Genomic DNA, 23,182 nt, shown 5'->3' with positions numbered 1-23,182 from the left:
TTCCCATTCCATAAATCTAAATATAAACAGAAAAGGTTAAAACTAGGTTAAAAAATAAAAATAATTTTTAAAAAAATACTTTATTTCATAGCACTTTAATATCATTTCAATATTCCATTTTATGTATCACCACCTTTTGGTAGTTTTATATTACTATATATTGGAAGGATTGCAATTAAAATAAAGCACCTCCAAATACATTTGTCATGTATCCGAAAGTGCTTTATTATATTTTTTATGAATTGCGCTTATTTTCCTTTAACATGAATGAAAGTGCTAATCCTAAAACACTTAAAATCGTTGCAATGACAAAGGCCACGCGAATTCCAATAAGCATCGCATCCGCTGATACGTCATCTAAATAACTCATTGTCCCTGACATCGCTGTAACGAGTAACGCTGTGACAATGGCACCGCCGACCATACGTAATGTACTGTTAACAGCAGTACCATGAGGCATTAAATGTCCTGGTAACGCATTCATTCCAGCAGTTGTTAGAGGCATCATGATCATTGCAATTCCCAATGAAATGAATGCAAATAGTATCGCAATAATCCAAATAGGAGTCGTTACAGACAAGAACATATAAACCGCTAATGCGAATGTAATCGATGTAAACCCGTATAAAGCTAATCCTCGTCCACCAAATTTATCGAAAATCTTCCCGGTTACTGGTGACATGAAGCCCATTAGTAAGGCACCAGGTAATAGGATAATTCCAGTTTGTAACGCTGAAAGCTCTCGAACATTTTGCACATAAAACGTTAATAAAATTTGAGTACCAATCATAAGGGCATACACTAAAACAGATAACAATGTTGAAATTGTGAATACTTTAGATTGGAACACACGAAACTCTAAAATTGGCGTTGGTAACTTAAATTGACGACGTATGAACATAAACAGTGCGACAATACCAACTGCTAACGATATAAGAACATACCAAGACGTAAATCCAACTGAGCCAACCATACTAAATCCGTATAATAAACCGCCCCAACCAAATGTGGAATAAACAATTGAAAGCATATCAAATTGTCTCTCTTGTTTTGGTGTAACGTTTTTCATAAATACGAAGACAAGTAGTATCACGACAAGTGCTACAGGCAACACCGTGTAAAATAAATGGCGCCATGTAAAGTATGTGAGCAACCAGCCTGCTAAAGTTGGTCCAACTGCTGGTGCAAAGCCTGTTACGAGCCCTGCAATCCCCATTACTGAACCGCGCTGTTCTTTCGGATAAAGCGTTAATATAATCGTTTGCATTAACGGCATAATAATACCTGCTCCAGCTGCCTGGATAACCCGTGCCCCGAGTAAAACCGGATAATTTGGTGCAAATGCTCCGATTAATGTACCAACTGTAAACAAACTTAACGCGGTCAATAACAATGCCCTATTTGAAAATCGACCAATTAAATACGCTGTAATGGGAATTAATATTCCGTTCGTTAATAAATAAATTGTCGTTAACCATTGTGCCGCACTGGCGTCGATTTGGAAATCAGCCATAATCGGCGGCATCGCAATCATGAGTAATGTTTGATTGAGAATCGAAACAAATGCTGCCGATAAAACAATCGCTACAATGAGTGTCCTTTTTGAATTTGTAATCGTTTGTTGCATAAAATAACCTCCAAGTGTTTGTTAGTGATAACTAACATTTTGATGTAAATAAAATGATGTTACATTGTAACACCATATAAAAAAGTTTCTACATAATTGTTAATAAACATAGTTTGTTGATTTTTTAAAAAATGATTCGTTGAAATTACAGTTGTTGCAAAATAACCGAACATTGTTGTTAAAAAAATAATGGCTTGTGATTCAGATTGAAACGGTTTTAATAGACCTTTTTCAATTAATTGATCAAAATATGCCGCGAGTAATGATTGAAGCTGATTCGTATTCGCTTCCGTAATGAGACCTGACAGTTCAGGTAAATTTCCCCGCTCTTGAATACTAATGAGAAAAATGACTTTGTTTTTGTTCATGTACAGCAAATATTGATGTGCAATTTCAATTAAGTCCTTTTTCACATCAAATGTTATCGATGATTTAAAAAACTGTTCAAAATACGGTATATACGATTGCTGCTGAATAAGCGCCTCCAAAATACCAATCTTTGTTTCAAAGTGACGGAATATCGTCATTTCACTAACACCAGCAAGTTCCGCAATTTCTTTTACAGGCACTTGATTGTATCCTCTTGCCTCCATCAATGTACTCGCAGCATGTAATATGCGCTCACGTGTTTTGTTTGTCATCAGTTCACCTCGATTTGTTAGTGCTTACTAACATATCATATCTTAAATAGTAGACTGCGTCAAAAAATATGTATCCGTATCATTCCCCCAAAAATTAGGATGCTAATTTACAGTTCTACCCGATAGCGCCAGCTTGCATTTTTCACTTCATCGAACTGAATATATTTGACACTTTCCTCAATGACATCATTTAAATTCAATTGTTGCTGCTTCGCAAAGTCTTTTAAATGTGCGAGCAATTGTTCATCACATGTTGTTCTGAACTCTACACGATCTTTTGGTCGGTTTTTTTTATTATAAGAAATTGATTCGCTCTGCAATAGATTCAGATACCCGTTTTCGAGTAAATAACCGATATGCGTATTATGCTCTGTCGCTAATTGCTTCAATTGTTCAATCAACGCCGCGCTTATACGACTTTTATAACGTGCTCGTGATTCGTCGGTCGTTTGAATTAATTTATGATTGACGATTTTCCACATGTAATTCCCCACCTTTACCTTCTATTATAATAAATTTAACCAAATAAAAACACTCCTTATGGGATAAGGAGTGAATGGCGTAAAGTTACAGTCGGTACATGCCTATTCAGTTGTATTATATCCACCATAGTTTCTTTACCAAAAATACTTAAAAGCCAATTTGTTCGTCTTTAAATCTGCTCGTTTATGCATTTTGTTCGCAAAAAATAGTAGCCTCTTTCGAAAACCTTCGTTAAAACATTTTGTCAATCAATTGCCTAATAAATTTAATTATTTTCAAAAACAATAAACCATGTTTACATATTGTAAAAAAAACGCATACAACGAAGTTAATTGAAATCTTTTTATTACATTGTGTTACTATTTCACAAAACTTTTAACAATATTGCGTGACTGTAACTTTACTACTTATATAATATCCGTTCTTTTCATTTTCTAAACCTCTAATTTAAATATGACCTAGCTTCATTTTGTTGGTGCCAAACACCCAATACTATAGAAAGAAGTTAAAAATATTTAATTCAAGACTTATACCTAGTCGAATTTTGTAAAACGTATATAATAACTAAAGGGGGTGTACGATGCTAAAAATAAAAAAAATTGAATTCATCAAAGTCAACTACGATGAATCACTTACTCAAAATTTCTTTTCTGTTGCGAATATTACATTTTCAAACTATAAACCCATCTCTGGTGCCCTACTCTATTGGCAAAAAAATACGTCCGATGCACCTTTTACAAAAGATGGAGACTATAAATTTTTTTATGATATGGCAAAAGTACAATTTTTTGCGTCCGTTAAGTTTCCAAAGGATTCAAAACTAACGCGTGATCAGCGCCAAGAGCTTGCTTATATCCTATTGGAAGAACGCGGTGCAATCGGTTCTTATAGTTTTGTGACAAATCGCTCAAAACGACCATTTCCAATCAAACAATCTTTTCAAAATATAAAATTTCCAGAATGTTTTAGTTTACAAGACTTCAATCAGATTAAACAGTTTCAACAATTTCAAAACCAAGATGAAACACTGTATGCAAATTTAGCGCATTATGACCGCGCTTTTGTAGAGTCCTATATGCATTGGTGCCAAATTGTCGTGACAGAGCACCATAGCAAACTACTAGATTATTTGGATTACTTACCATTTTCTTATATTTGCTATGCTAATCCATTTCTTTCAGAGCAATTTTTAATTGATTTTATCGAGCAGGTAGATTTTGATGCGTTACAATATAATAAACCCGTCCTAGCTCGCTTAACTGCGTCGTTTAAAGCCCATCTTGTTCATTCATTAAAACTACAACAAAAAGCAATAAACGATGAATTTAAAAACCAATTGGAAGAATTCATAGAAAGCAATGTTTTTTTCAACTTACATGATGTCGTTTACTTGCCAGAGGTAGACGAAATTCCCGAAATGGAGTTATTATTTTTTGAATATGATTGTGGAAACGACAAATGGCCAGGTGGGGAGCATTTAGTAAAGGGCATTCCTTCTTTATACTGCCAACAATATGATCGTTATGGAGATAAAAAATTAACAAATAGCGATATGGATAAAAATATAGCGCAATATAGTGCGATTCAATTGCAGCTTTTCAGCGGATTTGCTCCTTTGCACTGGCTGAGCCGTTATCAAAGTCAATTAGATTGGCAGGCGATTAGTCAGTACAACGAAAATTTAACTGCAGATTTTTTAACTGCCCATTTGGATCATATCGATTTCCAGGCACTTGGGTGTAATATTTATTGCATTCTAGATGAAGCTTTTTTATCTGAGCATATGAATAAGTTCAATCACCAGCAACCTGTTCCACTCATTATATGCCATTTGACAGAACCTTTTTACTTAAGACATAAAGACCAAATTAAAGTAGACTTAGATACTTTATATAAATATATGGATTGTATTGATTATGATGAGTTCGAACGATTAGAATCATATTTTTAAAGAATAATAAAATGCACCCTTCCACTTGTCTGAACTGCTCCCTGTCAAGTAGACAGTGGAAATAATAAAAATGCTTTAAGCGGCTTGCGTCCTGTATTCTAGAGGGCTCAAGCCGTTTAATCTTTCTTGGTAACGTTTGTTATGATAGAACGTAATATATGTATTGATTGCTTCTTCTAACGCCTCGTATGTATCATATTTGTTTAAATAATACTTTTCGACTTTCAGAGTACCCCAAAAAGCCTCGATTGGTCCGTTATCGATACAACGACCGACCCTCGACATACTGTGAATCATATTCGCTTCTTCTGTCATGCGTTTGAAGAATTTTGATGTATATTGATAACCTCGATCACTATGAATAAGCGGTTGCTCACCTTCTTTTAGCTCCTGTATTGCAGGAATCATGGTGTCAAAAACTAATTTATTGTTATTCGAATGTCCTAATACATAACTGACAATTGAATTGTCGTGTAAATCAATAATCGCGCTTAAATAAGCTTTTCTACCTTTGCCGTATTTAAATTCTGTCACATCGGTACACCATTTCTGATTCGGTTTTTCCGCAGTAAAATCACGTGCTAAAATATTTTCAGCCACATAATCCGGCTTTGATTTACGGTATCGTTTTGGCTTACGTCGAATAACCGCTTCCAGACCACAAATCTGCATCAGGCGGTAAATACGCTTCTTATTAACTTTAGCTAGGCCCATTTTTGTTCTTTGGCGATTAATTGTCATTGTAATGCGGCGGTAGCCATAAATACCATTTACTTGCGAATAAAGATGTTGAATCGATTCTACTAGCTGTTCGTTTTCTCTTTCTCGTACAGATGGCTGACGTTTCATCCATTTATAATAAGCTGCACGTGAAACCTCAGCGATTTCACACAATAAAACAATCGATAAGTTTTCATTCTCCGCCAACTCTTGAATCGCGATGTAACGGCTCTGAATACGAACTCTACTTAACGACGCCTCCTTTCGATTTCCTCTAACTTTTTTAATAATAGATTTTCTGCACGTAACCGTTCGTTTTCACGCTCCATCTGTTGAATTTTTAAACGCAATCCATCTTCTGGTGTACGCTCTTCTGTAGGTTTTGTTTTGCCACGACGATCCTCTAAAGCGTGATCGCCACTCTCTTCAAACTTTTTTACCCATTGATAAACTTGTTGGTAGGACACATCATATTGTGCTGCTGTTTCTTGATAATTCTTCCCCTTCGCTAGGCATGCCTTTGCAATTTCAATACGCTCTTCTACAGTTGTTTTTCTTCCTTTAGTCATAGTTTGGCTCATTCCTCTACCCGAATCTTTTAATTCACTATGACCAGTATAAATTTTCACCCACTTTTTGAACACTGTTAAACTACTAATCCCGTATTTAGCAAGGATATCAAGCATAGAATAGCGTTCTGATAAATAATCCTCGACGGCACTTTGTTTTAATTCTTTTGAGTACACCTTATTTTTCTTAGATCGTGTTAACGCCTCTATTCCTCCAAATTTAAAAAGAGCGCGCCATTCTTGAAGAGTTTGTCGATTGACCGAAAACATCTTACAAATTTCAAGTTGGGTATGACGTCCTTCTTCTAAATATTGAAGTGCTAAGATTTTAACATCTAGTGAAAATACCTTTTTTGGCATGAAAAAAACTCCCCATTTAGATAAACAGATTTTATTTTTTAATCTGTCTACCTAATGGGGAGCATATCAGTCTTTGGAAAGGTGCATTTTTAGTTATTCTTGAGATTTTATATAGTCTGCAAATTCATCCTTGTTTAAAGGGGCACTTAAATAAAATCCTTGTACGAACTCGCATTTCAATTCTTTTAAAATAGCTAAATCCTCGCCATTCGCCACACCTTCCGCTACCACCTGTAAATCAAGTGCGTGTGCCAATGAGATAATGGATGACACCATCTTGGCATTTGCCGGAACTAAATTTAAATCTTGTGTAAACGAATGATCGATTTTTAGGGAAGAAACAGGCACTTCACGCAAATAACTTAATGGCGAATACCCCGTCCCAAAATCATCAATGGATATTTCAATGCCTAATGTATTCAGTTCTTGAATTTTTTCAATTAATTCTGCTGAACAATCAAGCATGCTCATTTCAGAAATTTCTAACTCTAGTTGATGTGGGTTCAAATTTGTCTCTTCTAGAATTGTTTTTAATTGATCAATAAATTCATCTTCATTTATATAATTTGTTGAAACATTCACCGACACTTTAAATTGTGGTGACACAATAGATTGCCATTGCTGCAATTGCATCGCTGCATTTCTTATTACCCAATAGTCAATCTCATTGATGAGTCCACATTGCTCTACGAACGGAATCAATTGCGCTTGCATCATTGTGCCAACTTCTTCGTCCACCCACTGAATTAACGCTTCCGCCCCAATTAGCGCATTCGTTTGGAGATTAAACTTCGGTTCGTAATAAAGCTCAAATGCATTCTCTTTTAAAGCCTTATGTAACTTTGTCTCTAAACGTAAAAATTGGTCATTTGTACCGCGCATTTCTTTTTTATATACATTATAGCTATTGCCATTCTTTACTTTTGCAGCATTCATCGCTACACTCGCTGTTTTCAATAGTTTTGCGGCAGATTCACCATGCGCTGGATACACACTTACGCCGATGCTGATACTCGCATAAAATTCATACGTATCAAAAACAAAGCTAGTTGTACAAACATCCAAAATCTTCTCGGCCATTTCGTCTATCAATGAAATATCTTCTAGTATATAGACAAATTCATCTCCATTTAGACGATAAAATGAATCGGTTTGAATATCAATACCACGAAAACGTGAGCCCAATTCTTTTAAAAATAAGTCACCAATTTTATGACCAAGGCTATCATTAATATTTTTAAAGCGGTTAACATCAAAGAAAAACAGTGCAAATGGAATTTTTGTACGCATTCCGTTCGCAATTTCATTTTCAATGCGCTTTGTTAAGCTACGACGATTTGGTAAGCCCGTCAAATCATCATGATATGCAATGTGAGCAATCTTTTTAATGTTTTTTTGAGCGGTAATATCTGTACGAATCGAAATATATTGATTTGGCACTTTATTTTCCCCTAAAAATGGAACAATCGTTGTTTTAACCCAATATAACGAACCATCTTTTGCGCGGTTACATATTTCCCCATGCCACGTTTGTCCTAGTCCAATTGTACGCCACATTTCTTTGTAAAAAGATTTCGGATGGAAACCTGAATTTAAAACGCGATGGTCCTGTCCAATTAATTCTTCGCGTGAATACTTCGATATTTCGCAAAATTGATCGTTTACCATCATAATTTTACCCATTCGATCTGTTACTGCAACGATGGATGTCTTATCAAGTGCTGCCTTTAAATTTACGAGCTGTTCATACGAAAAATCCATTGATTCGAGAATTTTTGAATTATTTTCCTCCTGCATAACTATCTCCCCATTCTAAATTGATTCTACTAAATTTACCATTCATAGAAAATTATAATAGTTATTAACTTATAAATCCAATTTTTGAGAAATGATTGCTTTTCTTTTCTTCATGTAGCCTCAATATTAAGCATCAAACATTTATACGTCCTTACTATTCTATTTTACCCACATCTATGCAATTTTGTCTGTTATTTTTTTCATATATTTTGAAATTTGGCTTGGTTCCAAAAAAACATGATTTAAGCTTTCTACCGCTTCATTTTGACTTTTTGATGCGAAAGTAATAATCCTCACAATAACAAAAAAAATCTCCCTTATCATTGGAAGATTTTTTTATCTGACTTTATAAAGTTGCAAACTCATATTTCCCTCGATTCTCCGTAGCGTGGTAGTTGTAGGCGTCTAACTGTTCCTGAGATAAGTTTAAAATATAATAATGAAAGTTGATCGGCTCTAATCCAAATTTTTCACAAGATTCTTTATAATATTCATACCCCATTCGATAATCATGCATCTTACTTCCCCCCTTCTTGTTGCATTGCTTGGTCATTGTAATCACTTAATTGTTTCGGTGATAATTGAATTACATAATAGCGAAAGTTAATTGGCTCCAGCCCGAATTGCTCACATTTTTTCACATATACTTCATACCCTTGTCGATACATTGTCATTTTTATCCGCTCCCTTTTTGTACTATAACAGAAATTATTTATTGAATTAAATATAGTACAGTTATAGTACAGTTGTCAACGATATTTTCACACATTCCCTGATTTTTTAGGATATAAAAAAATCCTTTCAAGTTAAGATAGGATTTTTACGCATCTAGCTATCAATTATCGTGCATCGCTGCTTTTACTCTAGGAGGTATCATCACAACTTCAGTATTTAAATCAACGGGGCGAAATGTTTTATCAATGCATTCCTCCCAAAATTGTAAATGCTCTTTATCAATCCAATGTTCAGATGCTCACGAAAAATCGTCTCCACATACATTTTTTCGCCCTCTAAAGCGACGAGCACATCGTCCATGTTATCATTCAAAAACTTGAGCCATTCATCCACGCGCTTTGATTTTCCTTCTTTTACTTTAAACCGCGTCAATTCAATTTCCATTGTAATCCTCCTCGTGTACAAAATAGTTCATTTAGTTTTCCTTCACCCAATAAAATGCACAGTCGTCGGTACGTTCCATGAACCCATATTGAATTAAATAACGTCGAATCGTTACATAATCAATATAGATAGGCTTCAATATTTCGTTCAATTCTTTTTCCAAATACTTTTTCCCGACTTCAAAATTCGTCATAATTTGTTGCAATAAAATAATTTTACGCTTTTCTTTACTTGGAAACGTCCTAATGGGTCCTTCTAAGCCTTCCTTATAATACGTTTCTAACACTTTTTTCTTTTCTTCCGGTGTAATCGCATAACGTTCATCCACTTGTTTAGCTCCCTTATGTATCGGTTCGTACTGTTCGATTTCATCAAACGCTTGCATAATCGCCAAAAAGACTTTTGCCTGTTTCTCTTTTTCCCTCAATTTAAAGCGATGCTGACGGATTGTTGATACACTGTTTGCAGATGTATGCTGAACAATCTCCTTATCTGGCAACCCTTGTGCAAATAGCGTCAGTAATTCAATTTGAATATCTGATAGTCCTGTATGCTTCTTATCGAGCTGAATCAATGCATCAAAAACGGAACGATGCACTTCTTTTTGATGTTGCTTGATCATCTTGAGTGCTGTGAAAAAACGCCCTTCTACTCGAAAAACCTCGAGCTTACCGTACTGCTGCTCACAAAATAAACAACGGTACACATCATCACTTTCTTCATATCCATTTACGAGTTGTTCCACTGATATATTTGTTTATTTTTAAGTAAATAAAAATTCGAAAAATTTAGTATTATCTAATTTCCGATTACACCCTTGTCCTATGCAACATAGTTTACATAATATTATTATAAGATTTAATAAGAGGTTTTCAAATTCAAAAAAGACCATTAGCTATAAAAGCAGCGGTCTTTAAGATCAATCGTTATTTAATTTTGCCGTTTCAGTTTCAGGATAATAAAGTTCTTTCCTTAAACAAACGTCTTTATGTTTCAAATTTTCTCCCTCTATACCCGTATGCGCATTAGAAAGTGAATTTAGTTTACATAATCATTTTATGGTATTAAACGGGTTGTTTTTCAGTACGTCTTGAATTTGCTCGTCTTCAATATGCGTGTAAATTTGCGTCGTTGCAACGCTTGAGTGCCCTAAAATATGTTGCAAACTTCGAATGTCCGCGCCTGCTTTGTACATCATTGTCGCGGAAGTATGGCGCAGCTTATGTGGTGTTAACTTATCCTTTTGAATCGATTGCCCATTAATTTTCTTCACCATTTTTGCAACCGTTTGACGAGCAAAACGCGTCCCTTTTTGTGAAACAAATAACGGCTCTGGGCCCTCCCCTTTATATGTATGTCGCTCTTCTGTATAACGCTCTAATGCAGCAACACAAGCGTCATTTAAATAAACGGTGCGCTCCTTATTTCCCTTACCAATGACCGTTAACTGGCGTCCATGAATCGAGTCGACGTTTAATGAACACAACTCCGAAACACGTATACCCAAATTTAAGAAAAACACCATCATACAGTAGTCCCGTGTAGAATAATATTGCTCATCAATGGCCTTTAGAAACGTTTGAGCCTCTTCCATATTTAAATAAATCGGTTTTCGTCGTCCAATTTTCGGTGATTCAAGCTCTTCAGCTGGATTTTCTTCAATGAGTCGTCGTTTACCTTTCAAATATTTAAAAAAGGATTTCAGTGTCGCCACTTTGCGCGCTCTTGCTGATGCTGAATTTCCCCTCTGGACTTCACAATATTCCATAAAGTAATACAAATCCTCCAGTGATAATTCTTTAATCCAGTCAGCATTCACATCTGAAATATCAATTGTATGTATAAGATCCGGAGTTATATCTTTTTCCACGCTTTTTAAAAATCGAAAAAACAATACGAGATCATATTCGTATTCTTTCCGAGTGCGTGGCGACTTTCCGGTAATCGTCGTTAAGTAGACTAAAAAATCTCTCAAAACTTTTGGCAAAGCGGTTTTCGTCAATTCCCTCACCTCTAACGCTATTATAGCACGAAATAAAGTTCCCAAATTCATATTTGGGAACTTTATTGTGAAATATAGAGATTTTAATAGATTATTTTCAATAAAATGGATGAATATCACAGGTTTCACTTGTAAAAACGAACATATATTCCCGTTACGTGATTTCGCATTGTAACGAAGTGAATTTCATCTTTGTGGGCAATGTTATAGGTCGATTCGTCTCAGAGCATATTTGAAAAAGTGATATTTATGGTTAAATTTAGGAGGATTTCATATTCATTAAATGATTTTTAAAAACAATCTAAAAAGCCCGCTCACGTTATAATTTGAGCAGGCTTGATTTATCGTGTATTGAGATTAGTAAATCTATTTTTTCAAAATGGAACAGAAACAGACAAGCGAGTTGAATGAAATTGTGCATCTTTCCACGACAGGAGATTTTCAACATATCCTAACGTATCGGCATTGGTTGGACCAATAATTCGCTGTTGGGCAAGTAAGTCAAAATTATAGCTTTTATTATTTGTAATAATTGGATTAACCGCGCCTAATGCCAAAACTCCCCCTTCTACTGGTTTTTTAAGTTTTCCATTGGCATCGTAAAACTCTGATAAGTAATCTGATCCTTTCGTGCTTATGTCCATAATGAACAGCCGATAAGGCGAGTGGCTTTCAATATGAACCTTATAAAAATCGGCGTAATTTACTTGGAATGTGTATGCTGCATTATATTGGTCAGAGTTAAAAAGTTCTGTTAAATGATTATTTATAAAAGAATAAATATAGAAGATGCCATATCCACCGCTACCGCCCGTATCAATACTTACCATAATGTCGGATATATGGTCTTGATTAAAGTCACCAAGAAACAACCTCGCATTATAGCCCGCGTTATTTTTAAAATGAACGGTTGTACTTCTATTTGACACCCCTTCATGAATTACAAGCGCAATGTTGTCGGCATATATACTTGGCGGACTATCGACATTGCCATATAAATAAACATTATCTAAAACACCATCCCCGTTGACATCCCCTGTTTTCCAGTCCAACAATGTATAATTTCCGTTAAAATTGAGCCCTCCTTTTTAATTTCAATCGTTGTTCATTGCAATATATGCTAATAGTAGCTCGGTTAATTGCTCATTGTGCAGATGCTTATCGTTTACACATGAAAAAAACAGCGCCATCCCATACAGGACGCGCCATTATTTTCAATTATTACCTTTTTCGAGACCAAATAACTACTGGTACTAGCAGTAAAGCGAGTAACCCTCCACCTAAAGCTAACACGTCATAGCTAGAACTTGCCACGACCATTCCTGACAGCGCCCCACCAGATGCGCCTGCTAACGCAATTAATACGTCTAATTTCCCTTGCGTTTTTGCGCGTGTAGATGGTTCGGTTGAATCGACTACTTGAGCCGTTCCACTAATTAAACCGAAATTCCACCCAAGACCAAGTAAAGACAATGCAACAATTAGCATAAGTAAAGAATCATTCGGTGCGAATGCCGCAAATAATCCCGCGAGTAATAAAATAACACCCGCTGCAATGCTCATTGCTGTTCGACCTATTTTATCAACAAGAATTCCTGTAAATAAGGATGGCAAATACATTGCAGCTACATGGAAACCAATGACTAATCCTACGTCTGCCATATGATACCCATGATGTTGCATATGAACTGGAGTCATCGTCATGACCGCTACCATCACAATTTGTGTCAGCACCATGACTGTTGCACCGACTGCTAAGCCCTTTTTATTACCCGCCTTTTGTGTATCGGATGTTGTAGAATTTCCATTTTGCTGTTGATATTTTGCGATTTCATTCGCGATATGTAATGGATCTGGACGGAGCATTATAAATAGAACAATCCCTGCTAAAATAAAAGCTGCTGCTGATAAAATGAAGGGACCTGCAAGTGAAGGGATGCCCATGGATGTAGCAACATTCCCCATCACGCCAACTAAGTTCGGACCCGCAACCGCACCAAATGTCGTCATCATCATCGTCGTACTAATGGCTGTTGCTCGTTGTTTCGTACTCGCTAAATCTGTGCCTGCATATCGGGCTTGTAAATTTGTTGCCGTCCCCGCACCATAAAATAAAAGCGAGGCAAATAATAACAGCACACTATTTAGCATTGCCGCGATAACGACACCCATTGCACCAAGCCCACCTACGATAAATCCAGTAGAAAGCCCGATACGGCGCCCACGACTTTGTGATAGTTTCCCAACGAGAAAAGCCGCGCATGCTGAACCTAACGTTAATAAAGCAACCGGTAATCCAGCATAAGCATCCGTCCCAAGCATTTGTTGCGCTAATAATGCACCGACCGTAACACCTGCCGCCAGCCCTGCTCCACCAAAAATTTGTGAAAGACTGACGACAAATAACACGCGTTTATAGAGCTTTTTCAACTTTTCTGGTGATTCGATATACGTTTCAATCGCATCTTGCTCTTTAGCAAACACCAAAAGACACCCTCTTCCTTACCGTTAGCCGATTGCTATAAAATTTGTATAAAGATAATAGAGAATAATAGCAATGATAATCCATTTAAAAACCTTCCCTAGAACTTTAAAAAACAATGGAATTAAAACAATAGCGACAATTATAAAAATAAGTAAATCCATTTACATCTCCTATGCTGAGATCGTAATGTAAGCCCCTTCACGCGTGACATTCCAATTAGAAGAGAGCATATAGCGAATTTCTTCTTCTACTTCTCCATTCACTTCAATACCTGTCACACTAGTTTCATGCTTCGTAATGCCATCCTCAATGCCGAATCTCATGCGTAATAAACCGACTAACCCGTTAATTGTTACGTATTTCACCGTATAACGCTCTGTGTAAGCAGCTTTAAACGCGGCTTCATCCGTTGTATACAGTTTTTGCAATAAAGTAAAATCATAATCATAGTCTTTTGAAAAAACTTCTAAATTTCCTTCCTGTAAATAACCCGCTACTTCCTTATATGTATAAGGATGCGCCTTTAATGTTTCGATAATATAAGCTTCCATTAATGAAATAGCCAATTGAATTTCCCCCTTTTTCTTTCATTTAGTTATTGTAACATAAAGTGAAATGTCCATCAGTTTGTATTTATATTTCGCAAATATAATCATCGCTCTGCTCGTTTTGTAATCCGTTGTTGCCGTTCTGTAAAAACCCCTTTTCGCGCATAGCCAAAATGCTCATATAGCTCGGTTGGTTCATGAAAATCAGCAAGCTCATTTTGAATGGCGCGGTATCGCAAATTAGTCGTCGTCACTTTAAATCCAACTTGTTGTGAAATCGTAAAAAAGATGCGTTCAATCGTTTTTACCGTAATGGACTCGCCTTTTTTATTGCCAAGTCCGAGCCATACGACGGACACTTCATTCGCAATCGGCATCCATTTCTTCGTTACTTCTTTGTAAAATAACAACTGCTGTAAAAGTGTATTTGACAACTCTAATTTTCGTGACTTCTTCGCGGCAATAACCGTCCATTGCTGCGTTTCTTCATGAAAATGTTTCCATTCCATTCGCACAACTTCCGCAGATTTGATTCCGAGCTCTGCAATGACCGCTACGATCGTCGCATTCCGTAGTGCCAACCATGCATCCTCTTCATTTTTTGCCTGCTCATACATTTGGAACCAGGCAGCTAGCGCCTTTTTGGCTTGCTGCGGGGCTAATGTTTTAATGACCGTATGCTCTTTATTTAACGGCTGAAGGTATTTCGGTGAATATGTTTTTATGACATCCCTCAGCTGTAAAAAGCTTAGGAAATGGCGAGTTGCCGCATATTTTCGATTGATTGAATTGACCGATTGGTATTGCTTTGTAATCGTTTCTTCATACAGTTGTAGTGCGTCTTCAATAGTAGTCTGCGGCGCAACGATTTCTGCAAACTGCTTAGCGTCTAATGTATATTGTTTTACCGTGTAGGGAGACTTATTGAGTGAACGTAAATATGCCTCGAATGCCTTTACATAGGGCATAATTTCTTCCATGGTCATTCCCCCTTTTTTATCATTGTAACATGGAAAGCACAGACGTTCGATATTGTATTCGACTAAATTTTCTATATATTACGTCATTTCACTCGAAAGTTCTATATGTCATGTTTCTCAATAGAAGATAGGCTATAATAGTCGCATCGAAGGTTTAGGAGGAAATAAGGATATGCAAGTACGTACGACAAGACTTGAAGCGGAAGACGCAAAAATCATTTATCAAGAAACGGCTGGATTAGCGATCATTACAATTCACCGTCCTCAATTAAAAAATGCATTAACAGCAAATATGTGGGATCAATTAGCGAAAATTGCCCTAAGTACATTAGAAAACCCTAAAAATAAAGTATTACTTTTACGCGGATCAGGTGAAAACTTTACAGCGGGATCGGATATTAAGGAATTTAATTCGATTTCACTTGAAAAAGCGGAAGAAGCATTCATTCATATGGAGAAAACGATTTCCATTATCGAAAATTTACCGATTCCAGTTATTGGTGTCATTAATGGACCTGCAATGGGCGCGGGGCTTGAACTTGCGCTTGCTTGTGATATTCGCATTGGCTCTGATAAAACAAAAATGGGCATCCCAGTTGGGAAATTAGGCATTACGTTGAACAATAAATTTGCGAAGCGCCTTGTTGATTTAGTCGGACCATCTGCAACGAAAGATTTCGTCTTTACAGGCCGTATGTACAAAGCCGAAGAAGCGTTTAAAGCTGGCATGCTCAATTACTTAGTCGCAGAAAAGGATTTAAACCGTTTCGCAATTCGCATGGGGAAACTCGTCGCTGGAATGTCACCAGATTCATTACTCGCAGTGAAACGTGCGGTAAAAGAATGTGTTGATTCTACACCTGCGCTTTGGGAAGGCTCTACACCTTTCGTATCTCCTACTGATTTCTCAGAAGGTGTTCGCGCTTTCGTGGAAAAACGTCAGCCACAATTTGCACGTAAATTATAAATACAATCAAAGACAAGAGCAAACTTCGATCATTCAGTCTGAAGTTTGCTCTTGTTTCAAATTCCACGCTTTTATCATTTCATTTTAGCGCGCCCCTACTCTTACAATTTTATTCTTTCAAACGGAAAGTTCCCCTAAAAATACGGCCCTTTTAAAAATATTTACATTCCACGCAACTAATTACATATCAAAATACTCTAACGATATGACAGCAAAAAAGAGGTGGTAAAATTGGAACTTGAATTTCTAGTAAAAAAAGCGCAAAAAGGAGATGGAGAAGCGTTTATTCAATTAATTAGTCAATACGAATTGATTCTTTATCGTACAGCAAAGAGACTAGGACTGAATGATGAGGATATTGCAGACTTATTGCAAGAAACGGTTTTAACAGCGTTTGAAAAGATTGGTACGTTAAAAAAGGCGCAATATTTTAATACGTGGATTTGTCGCATCTTATTGAATAATTGTTATCGATTTATGAAACAGCATAAGCAAGTGGTACTACTTGATTCAGAAACACTCAATGCATTGACTCATCAAGATAATTTACCATTAGAGCTTGATGATATGTTAAATAGTTTAGATGATAATCACCGGATTGCGTTAACACTTTACTATGTAAATGGGCTCACAACAAAGGAAATTAGTGAATTTCTTTCTGAACCAGAAGGCACGATTAAATCGAGAATTTCGAGGGCAAAACAGCATTTGAAAAACAATTATTATGTTGAGGAGGCGCAACCACAATGAAAAACAATGAAGAGGAACATCTACAGCAGGAAATGAATAAAGAGCAAGAATTACCTTCATCGATTCGAATAACTTTTGATCAATCCTATGAAAAAATTCGTCAGCAGTCAAAGAAAAAGAGAAAAAAATCATGGCTAAAGCCTGTATCTGCAGCAGTGGCAACAATTGCATTAAGCTCAGCCATTTTATTAACAAATGATACGGTCTTAGCGAAATTACAAGCTTTTTTCGGGTTTAATGATTCCGGATTAAATACAGCGAGTGAAAACGGTGATGTGCAATATGTAGGTCAAGCTACACAATCAGAAGGTATTAAAATTACAATGGAACATTTTTTTGCAGATGCTTTTAAACTAGGCCTGCAACTAAATATTGAAACGGAAGAAATTCAAATGGATGATTTGTATTTTATCGACATGGAATATCTCCTCTATAACGCTCAAGGTGAAGTGATCGATAGTCATTTATCTGATACAAAGCCAATAGCAGGTCCATTATTGTTTTCAGGAAACACATTTCAATTGGAAAATCTGAAAAAGAATACCGCAACTCTAGAAATGCTGGCAGATTCTAGTGCGAAAGCTGTTCCTCCTTTAGATGGTGCGAAAATTGCTATTGAAACGATGCACTTTTACACCAATAAAGAGGGCGTCATTTCTGTAGACGGAGAATGGATATTTGATTTACAACCTGGGACTGTTGAAACACAAGATTTTGTAGCAGAAAATGAGGTAGCAGGTCTTGAATTACTACAAGCTACGTTAACAAACGGTTCGATGCATATATCCTATAAAATCAATCGTAATGTTAAAGATGAAAATTACTATTTCAATACAGCATTAATAAATAACAGTAATGAAGAATTTTTTCCGAATGGTGCGAGAATTGAATATGCTGATGGATACACTACAATTAATTCAGTATTCCCTTATAGTATATGGAATGAGCACGATCCCCTTTCATTATCTGTGAAGGGTTATGAAAAATTAAGATTGATTAAGGAAGAATAAAAATGCTCCAGTAGTCCACTATCATTTAATTAGAATAGTGGACTTTCTGTGTTCTCCTCTTAATGCGGCTTTTTCGACTCTGTATTCGATACGATAATCGTAATTTCTTCAGGCTCCACTTGGAAATGAAATAAAAAGCTTTGCGCAATTTCTTGTTGAAGTTGTTTCAATATATCCGGTACAAAATAATTAACTGGTGCCAAAATCGATACGTCCATCCGCATCGTTGGGACAGTTGCGACAGAAAACTGTAACTGATTCATGCGTATTATGTGCGGGTTATTTGCTACGACGTGCTTAATAATGTCCGTATAAACCGTATGCGAAATGGTAATTGTTTGTTGATGGAAATCCGGTCGTACAATCGTCGTTTCCCCTAGCTTTTCTCGGTTCGGTGAAAAGATCTCTTTTCCTCTTTGCACAAGCCGTTTGAAGAAGTTTTGCTCCACTTGCTTATATGGGACTGGCATGACATGTTTGCCTTGGATTTCACGAACAAAGCGCGCCATTTGGATTTCTTTCGTTGAACGGACATCTTCCACATAATAATAGTGATCAACATCCCCTAATTCCAACCGTTTTGCGATTCTTTTTGTCATCTTATCGGACGTGCCAATAATAAGAATCGACTCAATAGCAACATTGCCTAAAGCACCAATTATATCTGCCTTATGCCACTCCTCGTCAAAAATAGCGCGGCGAACAGCTGTCACCACATTTTTTTCGAATTTTGCAGAAGTACCAGCCACTTTTTCACCATTCACGATTAATAGACCATCATCAATAATCGCTTGAATTTGATGATCATGTGCAAATTGCAGCGCACTCGTACTTTTCCCCGTACCACTAGGACCACTTAAAGAATAAATTTCCATCATTTTTCTCCTTAGTTATTTATGGTTAATATATGTTTTCATTTCATCACACACGCTACTCAGAGTGTTCAATTTTTGCTTAATAAACATTGATTCATTCTGATTTTTAATATCCTCCCCATTATAAAGGATGAATATGATAAAATGGGGCATACATTTTAAAAGTTTTAAGGAGTGTTACATGTGAATATACAACCATCCAAAAAAATGGCTTTGTTTGCGCCTGCTATTTTTGGTGATTTAAAAAAACAAGCACAGTTACAACAGCAAAAAGGTATGGAATTAATCGATCTAAGTCTAGGAAGTCCAGATGTCCCACCTTCCAAAAAATTGCGCGATAAGATGTCGGAATTATCAGCACTTTCATCTTCTTACGGTTATACGTTAACTGGTATTCAAACATTTAACGAAGCTGTTTGTCGCTATTATGAGCGAATTAATTATGTGAAGCTCGATCCAGCTACAGAAGTGGTCCAAACAATCGGCTCGCAGGAAGGGTTAGTGCACTTACCTGTCGCATTTTGTGATCCAGGTGATATCGTATTAACAACAAACCCTGCATATGTCGCGTATGATGCAGGAATTCATTTAGCCGGAGCAGAGCCCTACTATATGCCATTAACGAAAGAAAATAATTACTTACCGGATTTACAAGCTGTGCCGGAAGAAATCGCACAAAAAGCCAAATTGCTCATTTTAAATTTACCAGGCAATCCCGTACCTGCAATGCCTTCTATCCAATATTTCGAGGAAGTTGTCGCATTTGCTAAAAAACATAATATCATTGTGTTGCATGATGCTGCTTATTCAGAGTTTTACTTTAAAGGGGATGCACCAATTAGCTTTTTAGCAACGCCGGGTGCAATGGAAGTCGGGCTTGAAATTAACTCGCTTTCTAAAAGTTTTAGCTTAGCTGGAACGCGTATTGCCTATATTGTGGGGAATGCAGAGATGGTTGCGATTATTAAGCAATTAAAATCGAATTTAGACTTCGGTATTTTCGAGCCGATTCAACAGGTTGCTGCCCTTGCATTAGACAATGCAGAGGAAATAACGGCTCCCTTACGTAAAACGTTTTCTGAGCGCCATAAAACATTAATGGAAGGCTTAACTGCTATCGGCTGGGAAGTCGCACCGAGTGATGGTGGCATGTTCGTTTGGGCAAAATTTCCAAGCAGCTTAAATAGCGTTGAATTCGCTTTTAAAGCCATTGAAAAAACGGGGGTTGTCATGGTACCTGGGACAGCCTTTGGTACAGCAGGAGAAGGTTATGTACGTCTTGCGTTAGTTCAGCCTGTAGAACAACTTTCAAAAGCTGTGGAGCGGTTAAAAACATTCGTTCAATAATTTCTCCAATCAAAAACTGCATCCTTATCAGATGCAGTTTTTGATTGGCAAATATCATATGGACAGATAGACCGTGTGGCTACTCAATTTTCTTTTACAAATGAAGTTCTTTTAATTAATATCAATCGTACCAACTGAAACAGATATATTTAATTTTCCATCACTATTATGTAGCTCATTTTTTAGTTCTTTTCCTGCCCCCTTTTTGATGATTGGCCATTTGCTATCAGTATATTTTATCGTGCCGTTTTTCGTCGAAATATTTAGCCCTACTTCCTCCATTCTATTCGGTAGGTTCACCTTGACATTCCCATTAGAAACATCAATCGTATTTTCTTCTTTTATACTTTTGAGGGTTAAACTTTTTAAACTTCCTACTTTATTTCGGATATTAATTCGCCCATCTACCTCGCCTAAATAAATAGACCCATTCCCAGATTTCACATTTAATAATTCACCTTGAAAGTTATCTAAATGAATTGTACCAACATTAGAAATAAGGGATAACTGATTTATTCCAGTTGTTTGACCGATATCAATATTCCCGTTCTTTGTTTCTAAATGTAGTTCTTCTAATAGTTGTGGAGGAATATTTAAAACGAGATTACCTCGTCGTGTCTTAATTGGTAGAAACTTTTTCCAACCTATGCCGTTTGTAAATACACTAATAATGGCCTTGTCATGAATGTAACTTATTTCAATCTTTGGCTCTCCAAATGTTGTTTTTTCACCTTGATATTTAATAAATAAATCTGAATGATTGCTAATCACCTGAATGTTCGAAAGGTCAGTTTGTACAAAAATACGATCCACTTTTTTAATTTGCGACTCGAATTCAAATGGATTTTTAACATTATTTAATGAACTTAACAATAATAATGACACAATAATAATTCCTCCCCATAGAAGCTTATTTTTCTCCAATATTATTACCTCTTTTCATTAGGTAATTAAATACTTTAGTTATTAAAATATTTAACATGTATAATATATAACCGTTAAATGTTAATATCAACAAAAAAACAGATCAATTTAATGATCTGTTTTAAATGTTCTTTTCAATTTTATTTAATAAAATATTTACTTCAGATAAGACATTTGTAATATTCTCCAAATTTTCTATTGAAAACTTAGAAAATATTTTATCCACTCTTTCCTCGCCCTTTTTTGTTAAAGTAATTCTTACTACTCTACGGTCATCTTTTAATCGTATTCTTTCAATGTAATCAAGTCTTTCTAGTTTATCGCACATATTCGTTGCTGCACCTGGTGTTACGAGAAATGCCTCTGAAATTTCAGTAACTTTTAAAAATCTAAATAATTTTAGTCTTAATAATAATAGAACTAAATTTTCAGAAAGGTCTTCGTCATAAGTAAGCAAATGCATAAAGTTGTTCGATTTCATTTGAATATTAAACATTACTTCCGTTAAAGCTCGAATTGAATTATCCATATTTTTATCCAATATAATCATCCTTCAAATCTAATTTAAAAATTAAAATATATAGTTATTATATATTATAATTTAGCTTTTAAACACTATTTAATACCAAGGTACCCCATCGTAAGTGAATCCCTATCTATCTCCCGCTTTATTTAGATTAGTTTGCTAACTATTAGATAAAAAAAAATCGGCAGCAGGCGCCACCGATTTAAAATCATTTTACTTTTTCCTCAAACTTATTCGCTTCATTTGTTTGGAATGCATTGTACCGATTTTTAAATAAGCGATACGCATGTGTAATGAGCACTTTTATTAAAGCATAACCTGGAATCCCTAAAACGACCCCTGGTACACCGAATAATGAGCCCGCTGTTAATAACACAAAAATAATTGTAATCGGATGGATACTTAATGATTTCCCCATAATTTGCGGTGAAATAAATTTACCTTCAATTAATTGAACGATTGTCCACACGATGATTAATTTGACAATCATGAATGGCGAATGGACGATCGCAATAATACCTGCTGGAGTCGCTGCAATGGCTGGACCTAAATACGGAACAACGCTCGTTATCATTGCAATGAACCCTAATAGCAATGCGTAATCAAGACCAATAATGGTGAAGCCAATCGTCATCATGATACCGATACAAAAGGATACTAAAATTTGCCCTTGAATATACGAACTAATTTGCTTGTCCATATCATGTAAAACTTCGCCTACCTCATTTCGCATGCGTGGCGGGAATATCTTCAATATAAATTTCGGCAATTTTTCGCCTTCATACAATAAATAAAATGCAATGAATGGCACGATGACAAGGGATAATAAAATACCTGTCACAGTAGAAACAAACCCAGTAATACCTGAAGCAACACCGCTTGCAATATTTGCCATTGTATCTTTTACCGTTACGACAAGATCTTCTTGGAAATCCATTAAAAATTCATCAAATTCAAAGTTGACCGTTTGGAAATATTCATTAATTCGAGAATTGTTTAAAAATGACACAATCGTTTCAGCAACAGACATAAAGTAAATCGGGAAATCCTGTACTAAATTTGTAAATTGATCACGTAAAAACGGAAATACGAGTAGCGCAAGTAATGTAAGGAAGCCAGCTACTACGATATATAAAATAAGTATACCTAACGAGCGCGGTACTTTCCATTTAACGAGTAATTTCAATGGTGGTCGTAATAAGTAATACAAAATAACGCCTAATACACCCGGTAAAATAATCACATTAAATAGCACTTGAAGTGGTGCAAAAATAAAAGAAATTTTATCGTAAACAAAGATAATGACACCTAGTAACAGTGTGATCAATAGGAAAAACAATAAATTTTTCCCGCCTAAAAATCGTATGAAGCTTGTGGAGAAAAACGTCGATTTTTCCTGCAAAGGACGTTTCTCTTCATTTCTCTCGTTGTCGTTTCCCAAAATACCACCCCAACATTTTACCAAATTTTCATATTTCCTATATTTTATCATGGATTTTGT

22 protein-coding genes and 1 pseudogene are annotated in these 23,182 nt (G+C 36.0%); 5 read left to right on the top strand and 18 right to left on the bottom strand.

Translation table 11 applies throughout. The features are described 5' to 3' along the window. Nucleotides 1-235: 235 nt before the first annotated feature. From MHI10_RS09795 to MHI10_RS09785, 3 genes are all read right to left on the bottom strand, one after another. Nucleotides 236-1,627, bottom strand: a complete 1,392-nt coding sequence (locus tag MHI10_RS09795; RefSeq protein ID WP_340785047.1) for an MDR family MFS transporter — start codon at nt 1,625-1,627, stop codon at nt 236-238. Between the two features lie 59 nt (nt 1,628-1,686). Next, nucleotides 1,687-2,268 (bottom strand): TetR/AcrR family transcriptional regulator, encoded by a 582-nt coding sequence (locus MHI10_RS09790; RefSeq protein WP_340785046.1) that lies wholly within the window; start codon nt 2,266-2,268, stop codon nt 1,687-1,689. 107 nt (nt 2,269-2,375) lie between these two features. Continuing rightward, nucleotides 2,376-2,750: an rRNA methyltransferase gene (locus tag MHI10_RS09785; RefSeq protein ID WP_340785043.1), complete on the bottom strand. Its 375-nt coding sequence runs from the start codon at nt 2,748-2,750 to the stop codon at nt 2,376-2,378. Between the two features lie 581 nt (nt 2,751-3,331). Between MHI10_RS09785 and MHI10_RS09780 the strand changes: the two genes are divergently transcribed. Then, entirely contained in the window at nt 3,332-4,702 is a 1,371-nt protein-coding gene (locus MHI10_RS09780; protein ID WP_340785040.1) for a nucleoside-diphosphate sugar epimerase, read from the top strand. Between the two features lie 75 nt (nt 4,703-4,777). Here MHI10_RS09780 and MHI10_RS09775 read toward each other — a convergent pair. From MHI10_RS09775 to MHI10_RS09725, 11 genes and pseudogenes are all read right to left on the bottom strand, one after another. Continuing rightward, nucleotides 4,778-6,351 (bottom strand): IS3 family transposase gene (locus MHI10_RS09775; RefSeq protein WP_340784669.1). Its coding sequence is split into 2 segments (ribosomal slippage): nt 4,778-5,712 and nt 5,712-6,351, totalling 1,575 coding nucleotides; the frame shifts between segments, so codons are not numbered across the junction. Between the two features lie 93 nt (nt 6,352-6,444). Next, nucleotides 6,445-8,148, bottom strand: a complete 1,704-nt coding sequence (locus MHI10_RS09770) for a putative bifunctional diguanylate cyclase/phosphodiesterase (protein ID WP_340785038.1) — start codon at nt 8,146-8,148, stop codon at nt 6,445-6,447. A 346-nt stretch (nt 8,149-8,494) separates the two neighbouring features. Then, entirely contained in the window at nt 8,495-8,665 is a 171-nt protein-coding gene (locus tag MHI10_RS09765) for a transcriptional regulator (protein WP_340785035.1), read from the bottom strand. Between the two features lies 1 nt (nt 8,666). Continuing rightward, a complete protein-coding gene (locus MHI10_RS09760; protein ID WP_340785033.1) occupies nt 8,667-8,822 on the bottom strand; it encodes a transcriptional regulator in 156 nt (51 codons plus the stop codon). Nucleotides 8,823-8,983: 161 nt separating this feature from the next. Next, a pseudogene (locus MHI10_RS09755) lies at nt 8,984-9,267 on the bottom strand (DUF6176 family protein). A 31-nt stretch (nt 9,268-9,298) separates the two neighbouring features. After that, nucleotides 9,299-10,012, bottom strand: coding sequence for a DUF2087 domain-containing protein (locus MHI10_RS09750; RefSeq protein WP_340785032.1), 714 nt, complete (start codon nt 10,010-10,012; stop codon nt 9,299-9,301). 306 nt (nt 10,013-10,318) lie between these two features. Next, nucleotides 10,319-11,269, bottom strand: a complete 951-nt coding sequence (locus MHI10_RS09745) for a tyrosine recombinase XerC (RefSeq protein ID WP_340785030.1) — start codon at nt 11,267-11,269, stop codon at nt 10,319-10,321. Between the two features lie 374 nt (nt 11,270-11,643). Beyond that, a complete protein-coding gene (locus tag MHI10_RS09740) occupies nt 11,644-12,321 on the bottom strand; it encodes a VCBS repeat-containing protein (protein ID WP_340785027.1) in 678 nt (225 codons plus the stop codon). Nucleotides 12,322-12,490: 169 nt separating this feature from the next. Next, nucleotides 12,491-13,753 carry an MFS transporter gene (locus tag MHI10_RS09735; protein ID WP_340789198.1) on the bottom strand — a complete coding sequence of 421 codons (1,263 nt, stop codon included), beginning with the start codon at nt 13,751-13,753 and terminating at the stop codon, nt 12,491-12,493. 171 nt (nt 13,754-13,924) lie between these two features. Next, nucleotides 13,925-14,320, bottom strand: coding sequence for a hypothetical protein (locus tag MHI10_RS09730; RefSeq protein WP_340785026.1), 396 nt, complete (start codon nt 14,318-14,320; stop codon nt 13,925-13,927). 86 nt (nt 14,321-14,406) lie between these two features. Continuing rightward, nucleotides 14,407-15,282 (bottom strand): tyrosine-type recombinase/integrase, encoded by an 876-nt coding sequence (locus MHI10_RS09725; RefSeq protein WP_340785023.1) that lies wholly within the window; start codon nt 15,280-15,282, stop codon nt 14,407-14,409. Nucleotides 15,283-15,454: 172 nt separating this feature from the next. On the opposite strand from MHI10_RS09725, the gene MHI10_RS09720 reads away from it, so the two are divergent. The 3 genes from MHI10_RS09720 to MHI10_RS09710 all read left to right on the top strand — a co-directional run bounded on the left by MHI10_RS09720 (nt 15,455) and on the right by MHI10_RS09710 (nt 18,009). Further along, nucleotides 15,455-16,249, top strand: a complete 795-nt coding sequence (locus MHI10_RS09720) for an enoyl-CoA hydratase/isomerase family protein (protein ID WP_340785021.1) — start codon at nt 15,455-15,457, stop codon at nt 16,247-16,249. A 231-nt stretch (nt 16,250-16,480) separates the two neighbouring features. After that, nucleotides 16,481-16,999, top strand: coding sequence for a sigma-70 family RNA polymerase sigma factor (locus tag MHI10_RS09715; protein ID WP_340785019.1), 519 nt, complete (start codon nt 16,481-16,483; stop codon nt 16,997-16,999). After that, nucleotides 16,996-18,009 carry a DUF4179 domain-containing protein gene (locus tag MHI10_RS09710; RefSeq protein ID WP_340785017.1) on the top strand — a complete coding sequence of 338 codons (1,014 nt, stop codon included), beginning with the start codon at nt 16,996-16,998 and terminating at the stop codon, nt 18,007-18,009. The genes MHI10_RS09715 and MHI10_RS09710 overlap by 4 nt, the downstream gene beginning before the upstream one ends. Before the next feature lie 59 nt (nt 18,010-18,068). Here the strand turns inward: MHI10_RS09710 and MHI10_RS09705 are convergent, their stop codons facing one another. Further along, entirely contained in the window at nt 18,069-18,884 is an 816-nt protein-coding gene (locus tag MHI10_RS09705; protein ID WP_340785015.1) for a hypothetical protein, read from the bottom strand. 183 nt (nt 18,885-19,067) lie between these two features. On the opposite strand from MHI10_RS09705, the gene MHI10_RS09700 reads away from it, so the two are divergent. Then, complete coding sequence (locus MHI10_RS09700) at nt 19,068-20,231, top strand: aminotransferase class I/II-fold pyridoxal phosphate-dependent enzyme (protein WP_340785012.1); 1,164 nt, start codon at nt 19,068-19,070, stop codon at nt 20,229-20,231. A gap of 111 nt (nt 20,232-20,342) precedes the next feature. Here the strand turns inward: MHI10_RS09700 and MHI10_RS09695 are convergent, their stop codons facing one another. From MHI10_RS09695 to MHI10_RS09685, 3 genes are all read right to left on the bottom strand, one after another. After that, nucleotides 20,343-21,155, bottom strand: a complete 813-nt coding sequence (locus MHI10_RS09695) for a DUF4097 family beta strand repeat-containing protein (protein WP_340785010.1) — start codon at nt 21,153-21,155, stop codon at nt 20,343-20,345. 121 nt (nt 21,156-21,276) lie between these two features. Continuing rightward, nucleotides 21,277-21,696, bottom strand: coding sequence for a MarR family winged helix-turn-helix transcriptional regulator (locus MHI10_RS09690; protein WP_340785009.1), 420 nt, complete (start codon nt 21,694-21,696; stop codon nt 21,277-21,279). 193 nt (nt 21,697-21,889) lie between these two features. Further along, nucleotides 21,890-23,122, bottom strand: a complete 1,233-nt coding sequence (locus MHI10_RS09685) for an AI-2E family transporter (RefSeq protein WP_340785007.1) — start codon at nt 23,120-23,122, stop codon at nt 21,890-21,892. Nucleotides 23,123-23,182: the final 60 nt, after the last annotated feature.

It is taken from the genome of Solibacillus sp. FSL K6-1523, from assembly GCF_038005225.1.
GTDB lineage: Bacteria > Bacillota > Bacilli > Bacillales_A > Planococcaceae > Solibacillus.
The sequence above is the reverse complement of the archived record's forward strand: the minus strand, read 5'-3'. Positions and strand labels throughout refer to the sequence as shown.

Excerpts from the sequence above, each read along its gene's own strand:
- MHI10_RS09705 (WP_340785015.1), bottom strand. The coding sequence starts at position 18,884 with ATGGAAATTTATTCTTTAAGTGGTCCTAGTGGTACGGGGAAAAGTACG.
- MHI10_RS09710 (WP_340785017.1), top strand. The coding sequence starts at position 16,996 with ATGAAAAACAATGAAGAGGAACATCTACAGCAGGAAATGAATAAAGAG.
- MHI10_RS09790 (WP_340785046.1), bottom strand. The coding sequence starts at position 2,268 with ATGACAAACAAAACACGTGAGCGCATATTACATGCTGCGAGTACATTG.
- MHI10_RS09785 (WP_340785043.1), bottom strand. The coding sequence starts at position 2,750 with ATGTGGAAAATCGTCAATCATAAATTAATTCAAACGACCGACGAATCA.
- MHI10_RS09765 (WP_340785035.1), bottom strand. The coding sequence starts at position 8,665 with ATGCATGATTATCGAATGGGGTATGAATATTATAAAGAATCTTGTGAA.
- MHI10_RS09760 (WP_340785033.1), bottom strand. The coding sequence starts at position 8,822 with ATGACAATGTATCGACAAGGGTATGAAGTATATGTGAAAAAATGTGAG.
- MHI10_RS09770 (WP_340785038.1), bottom strand. The coding sequence starts at position 8,148 with ATGCAGGAGGAAAATAATTCAAAAATTCTCGAATCAATGGATTTTTCG.
- MHI10_RS09725 (WP_340785023.1), bottom strand. The coding sequence starts at position 15,282 with ATGGAAGAAATTATGCCCTATGTAAAGGCATTCGAGGCATATTTACGT.
- MHI10_RS09720 (WP_340785021.1), top strand. The coding sequence starts at position 15,455 with ATGCAAGTACGTACGACAAGACTTGAAGCGGAAGACGCAAAAATCATT.
- MHI10_RS09795 (WP_340785047.1), bottom strand. The coding sequence starts at position 1,627 with ATGCAACAAACGATTACAAATTCAAAAAGGACACTCATTGTAGCGATT.
- MHI10_RS09780 (WP_340785040.1), top strand. The coding sequence starts at position 3,332 with ATGCTAAAAATAAAAAAAATTGAATTCATCAAAGTCAACTACGATGAA.